This window comes from Sporosarcina sp. D27, from assembly GCF_000586555.1.
Taxonomy (GTDB): Bacteria; Bacillota; Bacilli; order Bacillales_A; family Planococcaceae; genus Sporosarcina.
Window position 1 is genome coordinate 48,090 of the sequence record NZ_AZUC01000056.1, and the last position, 15,867, is coordinate 63,956.

At 45.6% G+C, this 15,867-nt stretch carries 18 protein-coding genes; all 18 read left to right on the forward strand.

Translation table 11 applies throughout. The annotated features are described in order from the left end of the window. Positions 1–76: 76 nt before the first annotated feature. On the forward strand, positions 77–577 hold the full coding sequence (locus N693_RS0114700; protein WP_025785587.1) for a manganese efflux pump: 501 nt from the start codon (positions 77–79) through the stop codon (positions 575–577). 54 nt (positions 578–631) lie between these two features. Beyond that, positions 632–1,075, forward strand: a complete 444-nt coding sequence (locus N693_RS0114705) for a low molecular weight protein arginine phosphatase (RefSeq protein ID WP_025785588.1) — start codon at positions 632–634, stop codon at positions 1,073–1,075. After that, positions 1,072–2,364 (forward strand): methyl-accepting chemotaxis protein, encoded by a 1,293-nt coding sequence (locus N693_RS0114710; protein ID WP_025785589.1) that lies wholly within the window; start codon positions 1,072–1,074, stop codon positions 2,362–2,364. Before N693_RS0114705 ends, N693_RS0114710 begins: the two co-directional genes overlap by 4 nt. A 173-nt stretch (positions 2,365–2,537) precedes the next feature. Further along, complete coding sequence (gene rpiB, locus N693_RS0114715) at positions 2,538–2,978, forward strand: ribose 5-phosphate isomerase B (RefSeq protein WP_025785590.1); 441 nt, start codon at positions 2,538–2,540, stop codon at positions 2,976–2,978. Positions 2,979–2,996: 18 nt separating this feature from the next. Continuing rightward, complete coding sequence (locus tag N693_RS0114720; RefSeq protein ID WP_025785591.1) at positions 2,997–3,542, forward strand: TIGR01440 family protein; 546 nt, start codon at positions 2,997–2,999, stop codon at positions 3,540–3,542. Between the two features lie 58 nt (positions 3,543–3,600). Beyond that, positions 3,601–4,854, forward strand: coding sequence for a serine hydroxymethyltransferase (gene glyA / locus N693_RS0114725; RefSeq protein ID WP_025785592.1), 1,254 nt, complete (start codon positions 3,601–3,603; stop codon positions 4,852–4,854). Positions 4,855–5,596: 742 nt separating this feature from the next. Then, positions 5,597–6,226, forward strand: coding sequence for a uracil phosphoribosyltransferase (upp, locus tag N693_RS0114730; protein WP_025785593.1), 630 nt, complete (start codon positions 5,597–5,599; stop codon positions 6,224–6,226). A gap of 41 nt (positions 6,227–6,267) precedes the next feature. Continuing rightward, positions 6,268–7,371: a non-hydrolyzing UDP-N-acetylglucosamine 2-epimerase gene (gene wecB / locus N693_RS0114735; protein WP_037593441.1), complete on the forward strand. Its 1,104-nt coding sequence runs from the start codon at positions 6,268–6,270 to the stop codon at positions 7,369–7,371. A 772-nt stretch (positions 7,372–8,143) separates the two neighbouring features. Continuing rightward, complete coding sequence (locus N693_RS0114740) at positions 8,144–8,515, forward strand: ATP synthase subunit I (protein ID WP_025785595.1); 372 nt, start codon at positions 8,144–8,146, stop codon at positions 8,513–8,515. Positions 8,516–8,544: 29 nt separating this feature from the next. After that, positions 8,545–9,255 carry a F0F1 ATP synthase subunit A gene (atpB, locus tag N693_RS0114745; protein ID WP_025785596.1) on the forward strand — a complete coding sequence of 237 codons (711 nt, stop codon included), beginning with the start codon at positions 8,545–8,547 and terminating at the stop codon, positions 9,253–9,255. A 66-nt stretch (positions 9,256–9,321) separates the two neighbouring features. Next, positions 9,322–9,546, forward strand: coding sequence for a F0F1 ATP synthase subunit C (gene atpE / locus N693_RS0114750; protein WP_025785597.1), 225 nt, complete (start codon positions 9,322–9,324; stop codon positions 9,544–9,546). Between the two features lie 258 nt (positions 9,547–9,804). Continuing rightward, positions 9,805–10,356: a F0F1 ATP synthase subunit B gene (gene atpF / locus N693_RS0114755; protein ID WP_025785598.1), complete on the forward strand. Its 552-nt coding sequence runs from the start codon at positions 9,805–9,807 to the stop codon at positions 10,354–10,356. Further along, positions 10,353–10,889, forward strand: coding sequence for a F0F1 ATP synthase subunit delta (locus N693_RS0114760; protein WP_025785599.1), 537 nt, complete (start codon positions 10,353–10,355; stop codon positions 10,887–10,889). The genes atpF and N693_RS0114760 overlap by 4 nt, the downstream gene beginning before the upstream one ends. Before the next feature lie 27 nt (positions 10,890–10,916). Then, positions 10,917–12,428 (forward strand): F0F1 ATP synthase subunit alpha, encoded by a 1,512-nt coding sequence (atpA, locus tag N693_RS0114765; RefSeq protein WP_025785600.1) that lies wholly within the window; start codon positions 10,917–10,919, stop codon positions 12,426–12,428. Between the two features lie 48 nt (positions 12,429–12,476). Continuing rightward, positions 12,477–13,334: an ATP synthase F1 subunit gamma gene (gene atpG, locus N693_RS0114770; RefSeq protein WP_025785601.1), complete on the forward strand. Its 858-nt coding sequence runs from the start codon at positions 12,477–12,479 to the stop codon at positions 13,332–13,334. A 43-nt stretch (positions 13,335–13,377) separates the two neighbouring features. Then, positions 13,378–14,793 (forward strand): F0F1 ATP synthase subunit beta, encoded by a 1,416-nt coding sequence (gene atpD / locus N693_RS0114775; protein ID WP_025785602.1) that lies wholly within the window; start codon positions 13,378–13,380, stop codon positions 14,791–14,793. 21 nt (positions 14,794–14,814) lie between these two features. Beyond that, the gene (locus N693_RS0114780) at positions 14,815–15,213 is read left to right on the forward strand and encodes a F0F1 ATP synthase subunit epsilon (RefSeq protein ID WP_025785603.1); all 399 of its coding nucleotides are present in this window, start codon (positions 14,815–14,817) and stop codon (positions 15,211–15,213) included. A 106-nt stretch (positions 15,214–15,319) separates the two neighbouring features. Continuing rightward, positions 15,320–15,553 (forward strand): DUF1146 family protein, encoded by a 234-nt coding sequence (locus N693_RS0114785; protein WP_371257567.1) that lies wholly within the window; start codon positions 15,320–15,322, stop codon positions 15,551–15,553. Positions 15,554–15,867 lie beyond the last annotated feature (314 nt).

Consider the following 15,867-nt stretch of genomic DNA (forward strand, 5'->3'; position numbering starts at 1 on the left):
TTAAATAACTTTCGTGAATGGCCTCCCTTGGCGCCGCATAAGATGGACTGGCGTAAACTTTGGGGAGGTTCTTCTATTGGTAGAAATCATTGCAGCTGGCGTGACAACAATCGATATCCTCGTCATCTACACACTGCTGCACGTTCGAAAACGGAAATGGTTAATTGCTCTGTGGACGGCGTTCTTGAATGTTGCGTTCCCTCTACTTGGATTTATGGCGGGGGAACTTTCTGCTCAACTGTTTTCGGAATGGAGCGGAATTCTCTCAAGTGTGTTACTGGGATTAATTGGATTACATATGATACTGCAAGAAGAAGATCCGAATGCATCCAAAGTAGCGGGTCCTCTTCTGATTGCCGTTGCAGTTAGTTTGGATGGATTTTCTGTAAGTATGTCTTTTGGATTAATGCATTTAAATAAATGGCTTTTCATCGTCTCAACGGGGATGATGTCATTAGTTCTTTCCTACTTTGCATTGCGTACGAACTTAACAATCAAGCCGCGTTATAGAACAACTTTACGAAAACTTGCCGGGCTTATTTTAATCGGAATGGGGATATTGTCATGGGTTTCTTAAAAAAACTGTTTCGATTTTGGGATAAATCGGTTATGATGAAGACAGGTGATTATGATGAATATTTGCTTTATTTGCACAGGAAATACATGTAGAAGTCCGCTAGCGGAAGGAATATTGAAATCGAAGCAACTAGAAGGGGTTTCGGTTCGTTCAGCGGGTGTTTATGCAACGGATGGTGCCTTCATATCCAATCATTCCCGACTACTACTAGAGGAAAATGGAATGCCGGTAACGCCGACCTCACGACGTTTTACAGAACAGGACTTGGAATGGGCAGATCTCATTCTTACAATGACGGTATCCCACCGAGAAACGCTTCGAAATGCCTTTGGTAACGGTTCTGACAAAATACTTACATTGAAAGAGTATGTAGGAGCCGCCCAATACGACGTTCATGATCCTTTTGGCGGGAATCTCGGAGTTTATCAACAGACGTTTGAAGAGTTGTCCGATCAGATCGATGTGCTAGCGCGCAAGTTAATGGGGGAACAGAAATGAGAGAGACGAAAAAAAAGTTCGGATTGAAATGGAAACTCGTCATATTCGTGACGATTCTTGCGATTGTGACGTATTCAACAAGTGCAGTGTTCATTAACTTCTTACAACCTCAATTTTTCCCGAATGCAAATCCGACCTGGTTCGGAATTATGACATATGGAATGGGGATTTTTTGGTCTGCTGTACTCGCAGCGCTTTTCAGTACAATCTTAACGAAACCGCTCCAACGACTTGAACAGGAAGCGATGCGGATTGCGGATGGGAAAATCGGTACGGACATAGAATTACCGAACTCGTCTGATGAAATCCGTTCCGTTGCAGAAGCGTTCCAACAAGTTGTTGTCAACTTACGAGGAATTGTTGGCCAGATTGAAACAAATTTTGAAAAAACGTCACGCTCCGTAGAAATTTTACACAATGAAACTGGGTCTGCTTCTAATCAGGCAGATGCGATTGCTTCGACAATCATCGAGATTTCTTCGGGTGCGGAAGCGTCAGCGATTGCGATCCAAGAGACGGCCGAAGCGATGGAAGACATCCGCGCACTCGCTTCAGATGTCAATAATCGTGCCGATCAATCGTCAAAGCAATCGAACGACATGCTTGCTGAATTGAAACGGACAACCGATGCGTACCGGACACTTGTAGGTGGAATTCGTGAAATGTCCACACAAAGCGAAGACTCCCTTTTAACAATCCGTGACCTCGATAGAAATGCACAAAAGATTGGCGAAATCGTTCAACTCGTCGGCAACATCGCAGATCAGACAAATTTGCTAGCATTGAATGCTTCCATTGAGGCGGCACGTGCAGGAGAACATGGAAAAGGCTTCGCAGTCGTTGCGGAAGAAGTCCGTGTCCTGGCCGATGAAAGTGCAAAATCTGTTCAAATGATTGGCGGTCTCGTAAGTACAATACAGTCCGATGTCACGAAAGTCGTGAAAGAAATAGAAGCACAAGTGAAAACCGCTGCTCAAGAAGCTGGACGAGCAGACGAAACAAACAAAAGTATTATTGCGATGGCAACGACAGTTACTGATATGGCAGGTTCCATCACTGGAATTACAGAGCTTGTGGAACATCAGCTCAGCAAAATTGAACAAACGGCTCATCAGTCGCAAGAAGTCGCAGCGATTGCAGAAGAAACTTCAGCAGGCGCTGAAGAGGTACAAGCGGCAACCGAAGAACAAGCGCATTCAATCGAACAAACAAGTGTCCTAGCAAGTGAACTCAAAGGGCAGTCTGAAGCCCTCTATGGTGTCATTCGCCAATTCGATACTTCCCAATAACAAAGTCGGCCATGCGCCGGCTTTTTCTATGGATAAAATTCGGTCTAGTATGGAAATTCATATTCCAAATTTATCGGAAAACCAGAAGAATCTATCACATTACTTCGCACTGTGTTTTTTTTAGGAACAGTGATAGAATTAGTTGTAAGTATATTATGAAAAGAGGGACGCACATGAAACTCGCGATTTCTTCCGATCATGGCGGCAACAACTTACGCCATGAAATCAAACAACTACTAACAGAACTAAACATTGACTTCGAAGACTTCGGTCCGGAATCTGGCCAGTCCGTCGACTATCCAGATTACGCAGCACCCGTAACTAAAGGCGTCGCATCCGGCGAATTCGATAAAGGCATCCTCATTTGTGGGACCGGTATCGGAATGTCCATAGCCGCCAATAAAGTAAATGGAATCCGTTGCGCACTCGTTCACGATGTATTCAGCGCCAAAGCGACAAGAGGTCATAACGACTCTAACGTATTAGCGATGGGAGAGCGCGTTATCGGTCCAGGCCTTGCCCGCGAAATCGTTCAAACATGGCTGGAAACACCTTTCGAAGGCGGTAGACACGAACGCCGCATCGAAAAGTTGATGGAACTCGAAAATAACTAAAGAAAGTGAGGGTGTGACATGGACGCGTATATCTTATGGAGATTGCAGTTGGAACAAACACTCGCAGAATTTGCGGAACTTGCTACCCCAGTACCAGGAACTCTTTTTGTCGTAGGCTGTTCCACTTCTGAAGTGGCAGGCAAACGAATTGGTACAGCCGGGACGCTCGACGTAGCGAAGGCGCTCTATGAACCCCTCTCTCAATTTGCTGCAACTCATCGGTTGCACCTTGCTTTCCAAGGGTGCGAGCACATTAACCGTGCCCTCACAATCGAGCGGAAAACAGCGGAAAAATTTGCACTTGAACCTGTTTCTGTCGTGCCCGTTCGGACTGCAGGTGGTTCAATGTCCGCTTATGCGTTCGAGCATTTTGATGATGCGGTCGTCGTCGAATCCGTCCGTGCAAACGCCGGGATCGACATTGGACAAACTTTGATTGGCATGCAATTGAAACCGGTTGCAGTCCCGATTCGCACATCCGTTAAACAGATTGGTGAAGCTGTCGTTACCTGTGCAACCACTCGTCCGAAACTAATCGGAGGAGTTCGAGCGCAGTACGAATAACTCAGGGCATCAAGCTTTGAGGGTAGTAAGAATAATAGACGCTAAAGGGGAAATGAACATGGATTTGAGCAATGTGAAACGCGAAGATAGTGCTGTTTTTGAAGCAATAATGGCAGAAAAGAATCGACAGAACGCTAATATCGAATTGATTGCATCAGAAAACTTTGTCTCTGAAGCGGTCATGGAAGCACAAGGTTCCTACTTAACGAACAAATACGCAGAAGGCTATCCAGGTAAGCGTTATTATGGCGGCTGCGAACACGTCGATGTTGTTGAAAACATCGCCCGTGACCGAGTTAAAGAGTTATTCGGTGCAGCGTATGCAAACGTTCAAGCACACTCAGGGGCACAGGCGAACATGGCAGTCTACTTCACAGTACTCGAGCCAGGCGATACCGTTCTTGGGATGAACCTCTCACACGGTGGTCACTTGACACACGGAAGTCCAGTCAACTTCTCAGGAAAGCTGTACAATTTTGTTGAGTACGGTGTAAGCGAGCAGGACGAGCGTATCGACTACGAAGACGTCCGTCAAAAAGCACTCGAGCACAAGCCAAAGATGATCGTAGCAGGTGCAAGTGCATACCCACGCGAAATCGATTTCAAGAAGTTCCGTGAAATTGCGGATGAAGTCGGCGCATTCTTAATGGTGGACATGGCGCACATCGCAGGACTTGTAGCGGTCGGCGAACACAACAGCCCAGTACCACACGCGCATTTCGTTACGTCTACAACACACAAAACATTGCGCGGACCACGTGGTGGACTCATTCTGATCAATGAAGAATTTGCAGAGCAATACGGCAAAAAAATCGACAAAACGATTTTCCCAGGTGTGCAAGGTGGCCCATTGATGCACGTCATTTCTGCAAAAGCAGTAGCATTCGGCGAAGCGTTACAGCCAGAGTTCAAGACATACATTCAGCAAGTGAAAAAGAATGCAGTCGCTCTCGGTGAAGCACTTGTTGCTGAAGGCATCGGCATCGTTTCTGGCGGTACGGACAACCACTTGCTTCTATTGAACTTGACGAGCCTTGGCTTAACAGGAAAAGTTGCAGAGCATGTGTTGGATGAATGCGGAATCACTGTCAACAAAAACACGGTTCCATTCGATAAAGAAAGCCCGTTTGTTACTTCAGGTATCCGAATCGGTACACCAGCAGTGACATCACGCGGTTTCAAAGAAGACGACATGATAGAAGTCGGAGCGATCATCGCGAAACTCTTGAAGAACCACGAAGACGATGCAGTGAAAGAAGAAGCAAAACAACGCGTAAAAGCACTAACTGATAAGCATGCATTGTATGCATAATTGTTAACAGAGCCGCCATCCTTAAGATGGCGGTTTTTTGTTGGGTAGAGAAATGAACCGGGACTGCTGATAAACCCTCTGTGGAATAGTGTGTAACTGCCTATGAATTCGTTCAAGTGGCCGATTCTTCACAAAATCTGACCGATTTCTCACGCCAGATGCACGATTCAATTTAGAACTTGGCCGATACTATCCAAGATATGCCAGATTTCACCCGAGCGGCTTATATAGACCTCCCTAGGCTAGCGAAGCGCACCCAATTAATTGCTTAAAGCAGTTGAATTGTGTCCCGTTATCGAGAAACTTCGCTAAGTGTCTGAGAAATTCAGCTAAGTGATGGAGAAAATTCCATATGTGATGAATAACCTCCCTCCAATGTCGGACATTCTCCCGTGACTGATCGAAAGCGTAGTCTACCTAAAAATGTCCGATCACAACGAAGAAGCCCATCCCTCGACAAGCGAAGCGCACCCAATTAATCCCTTAACGCAGTTGAATTGTGTCCCGCTATCGAGAAATTCAGCTAGGTGATGAAGAAATTCAAAGATTTGATTGGTAAAGTGCACTACGTGATCGAGAACCGCCGATGAGTGTCGTACAATCCGGCCCAAGTGAATTACAAAGCGGAATCGCCACGATAAAACCGTGTAAATGTTCCGCGAATTCCAAACTTCACGCCAGACAACCGTTCACGCCATCATTCTGTTATACTGTATTGGACAAAGTAAAAGGAGCGATTTTAATGGCTAAAGTACACGTATTCGATCACCCGCTCATACAGCACAAACTTACATTCATCCGCGACGTAAACACAGGAACAAAAGAATTCCGCGAACTCGTAGACGAAGTTGCAACATTGATGGCTTTTGAAATCACGCGAGAGCTCCCCCTCCAGGAAGTAGACGTTGAAACGCCGGTTTGCATGGCGAAATCGAACGTACTTGCAGGGAAGAAGCTCGGAATCGTCCCGATTTTACGCGCAGGTATTGGTATGGTAGATGGAATTCTAAAACTAATCCCAGCAGCAAGAGTCGGTCACGTCGGTTTATTCCGCGATCCAGAAACTCTTCAACCACACGAATATTTCGTGAAGTTGCCTTCTGACGTATCGGAACGTGAATTGATTGTCGTGGACCCGATGCTTGCTACAGGGGGAACAGCAGTAGAAGCTGTCAACTCATTGAAAAAACGTGGAGCGAAGCACATTAAATTCATGTGTCTCATTGCAGCTCCTGAGGGCGTAAAAGTATTTACAGATGCACACCCTGACGTGGACGTTTACATCGCAGCACTTGATGAAAAACTCAACGATCATGGCTACATCGTTCCAGGCCTCGGCGATGCTGGGGACCGTTTGTTCGGAACCAAATAATTGGGGAAGGCGTGAACGCTTTGAAACGCAAATGGAAAGTAATGACGATCTTCGGAACGCGTCCGGAAGCTATTAAAATGGCTCCACTCGTTCTCGAATTGCAAAAGCATGAAGAAGACATCGAATCGATTGTAACCGTAACTGCGCAGCACCGTGAAATGTTGGACCAAGTGCTGAAAACGTTCGGCATCAAACCTGATTTCGATCTTAACATTATGAAAGATCGCCAAACCCTTATCGACGTTGCAACACGTGGACTCGAAGGGCTTGACGGGATCATGAAAGAAGCACAACCGGATATCGTACTTGTACACGGTGACACAGCAACTACATTCATCGGCAGTCTCGCAGCATTTTATAACAAAATCGCAGTCGGACACGTTGAAGCTGGTCTTCGTACATGGGACAAGTACTCTCCATATCCAGAAGAGATGAACCGTCAGCTGACGGGTGTCCTTGCAGACCTTCATTTCTCACCAACGGAAAAATCGGCTCAGAACCTTATTAATGAAGGAAAGCCGGAAGACCGGATCTACATCACAGGGAATACAGCAATCGATGCGTTGCACACAACTGTCGATGGCACGTATACCCATCCTATTTTTGAGAAACTCGGTGATGACCGATTGGTCTTACTAACAGCACACCGTCGTGAAAACTTAGGCGATCCGATGCGTAACATGTTCCGTGCCATCAACCGCTTACTCGAAAAACATGCTGACATCCAAGTAATCTATCCGGTACACATGAACCCTGCAGTCCGAGAAGTTGCGGATGAATTACTAGGGAATAACGACCGAATTCACTTAATCGAGCCGCTCGAAGTCGTGGACTTCCACAACTTTGCTGCCCGGTCACACATTATCCTAACCGATTCAGGCGGCATCCAAGAAGAAGCCCCTTCTCTCGGCAAACCTGTCATCGTCCTTCGTGACACAACAGAACGTCCAGAAGGAATCGACGCGGGAACACTCAAATTAGCAGGAACCGACGAAGATACAATTTTCAACTTGGCAGACGAACTCCTGTCAGACCAAACTGCATACGAGTCCATGGCAAAAGCGTCCAATCCTTATGGAGACGGACATGCATCTGAACGAATCGTAGAAGCTTTGAAGAAATATCTGAACGAACAAAATAACTAATCGAAATAGATTACATGAAAAGCAGAGGCACACACGCCTCTGCTTTATTTGTTTGACTGCGTATAAAAATTCTACCTAATTGCCACACTCTATAGGGTTAACACTAAAAACAAAGTCTTTTAGTTATTCTTTTAGTAAAAAGGGGCTAGCTATAAAAATGGAGGATGGAGGATTTGCTAGAGGATAGGAAAACCAAGTGATTTCTTGTAGGGGAATGTATATTCAAAACTTAAAGAGAACGGTTATTGGATTCGGAAATAAAACCCATGAGCCCGACGTTTTTCAAAGGAAACCACTAAGGGAATTCCCTAATTTTCAGAAATACAACGATTTACTATGAAAGTGTGACGATTGTTTGACAGTACCTTTAGTTTGTGAAGAATTTCACGGGAATCAATTGACATCAAAATATCGCTATTGTATGCTTACAGAGGGTAATAATGATAGGGTTTATACATAGATAAATCAGCTAAAACCGCTTGATTTTTTTGGCTAAGTTCTATCATCACTCGTAGCCTATCGCACATAGGAAGTATGGGCATCTGTGCGATACGTTGGACAACGTGTCCTGGTGAATGCCAAGCAGGCGGCACTTTTCTTACCATTCTTAGTCCCGGTTATTCCGAGACATCTGATCAGTAAGTGGTTGCCGTACATCTCGGACAAGCCAACGCGTACCAACCTGCGAACCCGCTCGTTGTTCGACTTGTAAAAGGAAAGTCGAACGTTTCAGTTTCTAACTAAACTTATCGTAATAGGAGACTCACCTACCATGCAGACAATGCAGGAAATTTTCGCAAGGCAAAAGAGAGCTCTATTTTTTTTGCTCGCATTGCTGATACTAGGCTGGGCCTTTACGGGAGCGAAGGAGATTTTTGCTGGTCTTTTGCTAGGATTAATCTTCGGATTGTATAATTTTTGGATACTTATCCGTAGAATGGAACAATTCGACAAGAAACTGGATCAGGGCAAAAAGGTTTCGCTCGGTTCGGGATTGCGTTTCGCTTCCGGAGTGGCTGCGGCCGCCATCGCGATGTCGATGCCAGAAAACTTCAATCTGATCAGTACTGTGATTGGTTTGATGATTCCATATGCCCTATTGTTTTTCGATAGGATCTTTTATCATGTGAAGCATCATTCTTAAACTGATCACAAAAGGGAGGTGAACGAAACGTGGAACATGCAAATCCGGAACTTGTCCTCTTCGGTATAAGCTTCAACCCGGCAAACATTTTGATGCTCTTCGTCACATGTCTCGTCGTTTTCATCATTGCAGTTCTTTCAACGCGGAGATTGCAAATGAAACCTACAGGCATGCAGAACTTCATGGAATGGGTCATGGACTTCGTGAAGGGAATCATTAAAAACAACATGGACTGGAAAACAGGCGGCCGTTTCCACGTACTCGGCATCACGCTTATTATGTTCGTGTTTGTTGCAAACATGCTTGGTCTGCCTTTCTCAATCAAATGGGATGGAGTGCTTTGGTGGAAATCACCGACAGCCGATCCAGTCATTGCGATGACGTTGGCAGCAACTGTTATTATCTTGACGCACTTCTATGGTGTAAAGATGCTTGGCACAAAAGGATATTTCAAAACATACCTTCAGCCAATGCCTTTCTTGCTACCACTGAAAATCATTGAAGAATTCGCAAATACGTTGACACTCGGTCTACGTCTTTACGGTAACATCTTTGCGGGGGAGATCCTGATTGGACTTCTCGCATCGCTCGCAGTGGGCAGCTTCGGTGGATTTATCGGAGCAATCGTTCCTGCACTCGCTTGGCAAGGATTCTCGGTCTTCATCGGGGCAATCCAGGCATTCATTTTTGTTATGTTGACGATGGTTTATATGTCGCACAAAGTGTCGACGGACCACTAAACATAAAGCCCGCATGCGGGTGAACACGCTCTACCAAACCAAACAATACTAGGAGGAAATAACACTATGACAGGTTCATTAGGTCTATTAGCAGCAGCTATCGCAGTTGGTCTTGGCGCACTCGGCGCTGGTATCGGTAACGGTTTGATCGTTTCAAAGACAGTTGAGGGGATTGCTCGCCAACCAGAAGCACGTGGCGTTCTTCAAACAACAATGTTCATCGGGGTTGCATTGGTTGAGGCATTGCCAATCATTTCTGTAGTTATCGCTTTCATCGTTATGAACAAGTAATTCAGTCAGAACCAATCTAGGTAGCTAACGAGTATGGATAGGGCCTGGGCTGCATAGCGGTCTTGTCAGCCTGTTTAACTCCCTCTCTTATCTAACCACTTTATAAGAACTTTAAACAATGGCGAAGAATGGAAAAAGATCGATCCTTCGCCATTCGTTTATGTCAGCTAATATTGAGCATGTCATGTGCTCGAACCAATCATTCTAACCAAAACGTTTGTACATCAGACGTAAGTTTTTGAAGGGAGTGAAACAATCGTGTTTTTGGATACCTTCGTCCTTTTGTCAAGCAATGCTGACTCAGGATTCTTATCCAGCCTGAACCAACGGCTGAACTTAGGTGATATCATTGCAACAGTAGTATTCTTCACAATTCTCATGCTTCTTTTGAAGAAATTCGCATGGGGACCGTTGATGGGGATTATGGATCAGCGTGCTGAAATGATTGCAAATGAAATCGAAGCGGCTGAACAAAGTCGTCTAGACTCACAGAAATTGTTGGAAGAGCAACGTGCTCTTTTGAAAGAAGCACATACAAACGCGTTAGTAATTGTTGAAAACGCGAAAAAGCAAGGCGAAGCACAGCGTGAGGAACTCATTCAAACGACACGCGCAGAAGTGAGTCGTATGAAAGACAACGCAGCGCTCGAAATCGCAACAGAGAAAGAAAAAGCAATCGCGGCTGTCCGCGAAGAATTCGTATCTCTTTCTATCATGGCAGCGTCTAAAGTACTCGGCAAAGAAGTATCCGAGGAGGATAACCGCGCATTGATCGAAGAAACGATTGTGAAGGCAGGGGAAGGCCGATGAGCCGTTCTATCGTAGCGGAACGTTATGCAACTGGGCTGTTCAAAGCAGCTCAGGAACAAGGCGTGTTACTCGCAGTTCATACTGACGTTCGGGAGCTCCAAGCAGCACTCAACGACAACAATGGCTTCGGGGAACTTATGAGCTTACCACAACTGTCATTGATCAAAAAACGGGAATTGATTGCTAACATCCTGCCTGGTGCGCAAGAGTTATTGCTTAATGCACTATATGTGATGCTTGATGCTGATCGTATGGACGAACTTAGCAACGTTCTCGAAGACTTCCACCAGTTAGCAAACGACGCATCCGGTGTTGCGGAAGCGACAGTCTATGCAATCCGTCCACTAACTGAACAGGAAGAAACAGCAATTTCCAGCGCGTTTGCTCACAAAGTTGGCAAACAGTCGCTTCAGATTCAAACAATTATTGAACCGAAATTGATCGGAGGCATTCGCCTTCAGATCGGAAACCGAATCTTCGACAGCAGTATTAGCAACAAGCTTGCTAAATTAGAGCGTACGTTGATCGGTTAAAATCTTGAAAGATGAGGGGTGACATACATGGGCATTAAAGCTGAAGAAATCAGCACACTGATTAAGCAGCAGATTGCAGGCTATCAGTCTGAGATGGAAGTTAGCGAAGTAGGTACTGTTCTCGCAGTAGGTGACGGTATCGCCCGTGCTCATGGTCTCGACAATGTCATGGCCGGCGAACTCCTTGAGTTCTCCACAGGTGTACTTGGTATGGCGCAAAACTTGGAAGCGAACAACGTAGGTATCGTTATCCTTGGACCATACAAAGACATCAAAGAAGGCGATGAAGTACGTCGTACAGGCCGTATCATGGAAGTTCCAGTTGGAGAAGAATTGATTGGACGTGTCGTCAATTCACTTGGGCAACCAGTGGATGGACTAGGTCCGATTAACACAACAAAAACTCGTCCAATCGAAAGCCCAGCGCAAGGCGTTATGGCTCGTAAATCGGTTGATGAGCCACTTCAGACAGGTATCAAAGCGATTGACGCACTTGTACCAATCGGTCGTGGACAGCGTGAATTGATCATCGGTGACCGCCAAACAGGTAAAACTACTGTAGCGATCGATACAATTCTTAACCAAGCAGATCAGGATATGATCTGTATTTATGTAGCAATTGGTCAGAAGGAATCTACAGTTCGTGGTGTTGTTGAAACGCTTCGTGAACACGGCGCGCTTGACTATACAATCGTTGTAACTGCTTCTGCTTCCCAACCAGCACCACTTCTTTACCTAGCTCCATACGCGGGTATTACAATGGGTGAAGAGTTCATGTTCCAAGGCAAGCACGTTTTGATCGTTTATGATGATCTTTCTAAACAAGCTGCTGCATACCGTGAACTTTCGTTGTTGCTACGCCGTCCTCCAGGTCGCGAAGCATACCCAGGTGATGTATTCTACTTACACTCTCGTTTACTCGAGCGTGCTGCAAAATTGAACGACTCCCTTGGTGGCGGTTCAATCACAGCATTGCCATTCGTTGAAACACAAGCAGGCGATATCTCTGCATACATTCCGACGAACGTAATCTCCATCACAGATGGTCAGATTTTCCTTCAGTCCGATCTATTCTTCTCAGGCGTACGCCCAGCGATCAACGCTGGACTTTCCGTATCCCGTGTAGGTGGATCTGCACAGATCAAAGCAATGAAAAAGGTTGCAGGTACACTGCGTCTTGACCTTGCTGCGTTCCGTGAACTTGAAGCGTTCTCTGCGTTTGGATCTGATCTTGACCCAGCTACTAAAGCGAAACTTGACCGTGGACACCGTACTGTTGAAGTCTTAAAGCAAGACTTGAACAAGCCGGTTAAGGTTGAGCATCAAGTCGTAATCCTTTACGCACTAACTCGCGGATTCCTAGACGATATCCCAGTTAAAGATATTCTTCGCTTTGAAAGTGAAATCACGATTTGGCTTGAAAGCAACCACACAGACGTATTGGAAACGATCCGTACTACGAAAGGTCTACCTGCAGATGATGTATTTGCAGCAGCGATCAATGAGTTCAAAAAGAACTTTGCGGTTTCTGGACAATAAGTTAAGTAACGGATTACGGGACTAAAACTAAAAGGTGGTGAATAGCCAATGGCCTCATTACGCGAGGTAGAACAGCGCATTAAATCGACGAAGAGTACACGTCAGATCACAAAAGCGATGCAAATGGTCTCTGCTTCAAAATTGAGCCGTGCGGAAGCAAACGCGAAGAAATTCGTACCGTACATGGACAAAATTGAAGAAGTAGTCGGATCTATCGCTTCTGTCTCTCAAAACTCTGGACACCCGATGCTCGTCACTCGCCCAGTCAAGAAGACGGGATACATTATCGTCACATCTGACCGTGGACTTGTTGGAGGATATAACGCCAACATTTTACGTAAAGCGAAGCGTGCAATCGAAGCTCGCCATGCATCTAAAGATGAAATCGTGCTCTTCGTAGTCGGAAGTAAAGGAACTGATTTCTTTAAACGTCTCGGATTCCAAGTTGAAGAGAGCCTTGTAGGTGTATCTGATCACCCTTCGTTCGAAGAAATAAAAGACATCGCGAATAAAGCTGTTGGCATGTTCACGGAAGGCAATTACGATGAGTTGTATCTCTATTACAACCATTTCGTCTCCGCCATCTCCAACGAGCCGACGGAACGGAAATTGCTTCCACTTACTGATCTAGAACCGTCTGGAGTGAGCTCATCTTATGAATTCGAACCTTCTGCTGAAGTGATTCTTGAATCCTTATTGCCGCAATATGCGGAGAGCCTCATTTTCGGTGCGGTCCTTGATGGGAAAGCGAGCGAACATGCTTCCAGTATGACTGCGATGAAGACTGCTACAGATAATGCAACTGATTTGATAGATGACTTGACGCTCGTATTCAACCGTGCACGTCAAGCTGCGATTACCCAGGAAATCACTGAAATCGTTGCCGGCGTTGCAGCACTCGAATAGGCGTAACGAAAACGAACGTACCAGTACGACAGGAGGGAAAAGCATGAGTAAAGGACAAATTCTTCAGGTAATGGGTCCAGTTGTTGACGTTCGCTTTGCAGACGGACAACTTCCACAGATCTACAACTCCCTGAAAGTCCAAATCAATCGCCCAGGTGCTGAAGCGGAAACGCTCACACTTGAAGTGGCCTTGCACCTTGGAGACGATTCTGTACGTACGATTGCAATGTCCTCTACAGATGGTTTGAGACGCGGCGAAGAAGTAACAGATATGGGCGCGCCAATCTCAGTACCTGTTGGAGACGTTACACTCGGACGAGTATTCAATGTTCTTGGTGAGGAAATCGACCTTGGAGCGCCGTTAGCTGCAGATATCCAACGTGATCCGATTCACCGTGAAGCACCATCATTTGAATTCCTTTCTACGAAAGTAGAAATTCTTGAAACGGGTATTAAAGTTGTTGACTTACTTGCTCCTTACATCAAGGGTGGTAAAATCGGTCTCTTCGGAGGTGCAGGTGTAGGTAAAACTGTACTTATCCAGGAATTGATCAACAACATCGCACAAGAACACGGCGGTATCTCAGTATTCGCCGGCGTTGGAGAGCGTACTCGTGAAGGTAACGACTTGTACTACGAAATGACAGACTCAGGCGTTATTAAGAAAACGGCAATGGTCTTCGGTCAAATGAATGAGCCACCTGGTGCACGTATGCGTGTTGCCTTGACTGGTTTAACAATGGCGGAGCACTTCCGTGACGAACAGGGCGCTGACGTTCTGCTCTTCATCGATAACATCTACCGTTTCACACAAGCCGGTTCTGAAGTTTCTGCCTTGCTTGGTCGTATGCCATCTGCGGTAGGTTACCAGCCGACATTGGCGACTGAAATGGGTCAGCTTCAAGAGCGTATCACTTCAACTAACAAAGGTTCTGTTACATCGATCCAAGCGATCTATGTACCAGCCGATGACTATACAGATCCAGCTCCTGCAACGACGTTTGCTCACCTTGACGCAACGACGAACCTTGAGCGTAAACTATCTGAGATGGGTATCTATCCAGCGGTGGATCCACTTGCTTCGACATCACGTGCACTTAGCTCAGATATCGTAGGTAAAGAACACTATGACGTGGCAACACAAGTACAACAAACGTTGCAGCGCTATCGTGAACTTCAAGACATCATCGCAATCCTAGGTATGGATGAGTTGAGTGAAGATGACAAGCAGATCGTTGATCGTGCGCGTCGTGTTCAGTTCTTCCTGTCACAAAACTTCCACGTTGCCGAGCAATTCACGGGCCAAAAAGGTTCGTATGTGCCGGTTGCTGAAACTGTACAAGGCTTCAAGGCAATCCTTGAAGGCAAATACGACCACCTTCCTGAAGATGCATTCCGACTTGTTGGACGCATCGAAGAAGTTGTGGCTAAAGCAAAAGAAATGGGCGTAGAAGTCTAATAAAAGGGACCAGGAGGGGAAATTATGAAGATAAAAGTTAATATCGTCACTCCCGACGGCCCTGTCAGCGAAACAGAAGCGGATATGGTGATAGCTGTTACCGAAACGGGTGAACTTGGTATTTTACCGGGCCACATCGCGATGGTAGCTCCACTTGACATCGGCGCACTTCGTCTGAAAAACGGCAATTCAACAGAACACGTGGCAGTAAACGGCGGCTTCTTAGAAGTCCGTCCGGATGTTGTCACAGTGCTTGCGCAAAGTGCAGAACTCGCTTCTCACATTGACTTAGCACGTGCTGAACTTGCGAAACGTAAGGCAGAAGTTGAACTCCAGCAGACTAAGAACAAGCTGGAGCATCAAATGGCTGAACTTAATTTACGTAGGGCCATTAACCGTATTAAAGTTTCCGGCATGTAAGTCGGATACGAGTAAATCGGACAGAGGAGAATCTTCTGTCCGATTTTTTTAACGCCAACCAAAAACGTACTTCATCGTTAGAAGTACGCATCGGGAGTAGATGACTATGGACGCACTTGGCGTCAATCCATTACTAGCACTTGGGTCACATATTTTTTTTGTTGGGGTATCATTTTTTGCCCTGCAGGCGATTTTACCACAAGCTATCATTCGTAAAAATCGCGTATTTCAAACACAATTATTATTTATTTTGTTGAGTATTGCCATCGGTTCTTCAGTATCAAATTTCTTTTTAGACATATCCTATTGGTCGGGGAGACTTCCTTTCATCTTTGGATGATCCGTCTTATCGCCGCAAAGACAACGGATGCCTCTGGGGCAATGAGACGAATCACTTCATTAGAATATGATGAGATAGGTTTACCGGATTCAGCACTGGGGAACAAAGTTGAATGTAACCTCTTTGTAATATGGCAGTCATAAAGAAATTGTAAAATACCCACACAGGACATCCCACCTGTACATAATTTAGACTACAGCTATCTTTTGTCGGAAAGGGTCACAATGGCGCTTGTTAACTAGGGCGTGTCGTTGTACAATGGACTGAGTTTGGATGATTTTTACTAGTATAATTAATGGATTTTTGGATATGTA